Origin of the sequence: Mesorhizobium sp. Cs1299R1N1 (genome assembly GCF_037179655.1) — a bacterium.
GTDB lineage: Bacteria > Pseudomonadota > Alphaproteobacteria > Rhizobiales > Rhizobiaceae > Mesorhizobium > Mesorhizobium salmacidum.
Map to the genome: position 1 here is coordinate 1 of NZ_JAPYKR010000112.1, position 571 is coordinate 571.

Genomic DNA, 571 nt, shown 5'->3' on the forward strand with positions numbered 1-571 from the left:
CATGTCCGTCGACGCTTCTACGAACTGGCCCAGTCCGGACCCGCGCCGATCGCCACGGAGGCGCTCCAGCGCATCGCCGAGCTCTACAAGATCGAGAGCGAGATACGGGGACGCTCGCCCGAAGAGCGGCGCACCGCCCGCCAGGAGAGAAGCCGCCCCGTCATCGATACCCTCCAGCCATGGCTGCGCGAGAAGCTCGCCCTGGTCAGCCAGAAGAGCAAGCTCGCCGAAGCAATCCGCTACCCGCTCGCGCGCTGGGCCGGACTTGGTCGCTTCCTCGACGACGGCCGCGTCGAGATCGACTCGAACGTCGTCGAACGCTCGATCAGGCCAATCGCCCTCAATCGGAAGAATGCGCTCTTCGCCGGTTCCGACGGCGGTGGCGAGCACTGGGCGACCATCGCCTCGCTCGTAGAAACCGCGAAACTCAACGGCGTCGACCCGTACGCCTACCTCGCCGACGTCATCACCCGCATCGTCGCAGGCCATCCGCAAAGCCAGCTCGACGACCTGCTGCCCTGGGCCTATGCCCCCGCGCCACTCAAGGCCGTGGCCTGAGAACAGCGGTTAC

The 571-nt window shown here is 66.9% G+C and carries 1 protein-coding gene; it reads left to right on the forward strand.

Annotated features, from left to right (window positions below):
• Positions 1 to 558: IS66 family transposase (gene tnpC, locus O7A70_RS33945; protein ID WP_337144223.1), on the forward strand; the 558-nt coding region annotated here is incomplete at its 5' end.
• Between the last annotated feature and the right edge of the window lie 13 nt (positions 559 to 571).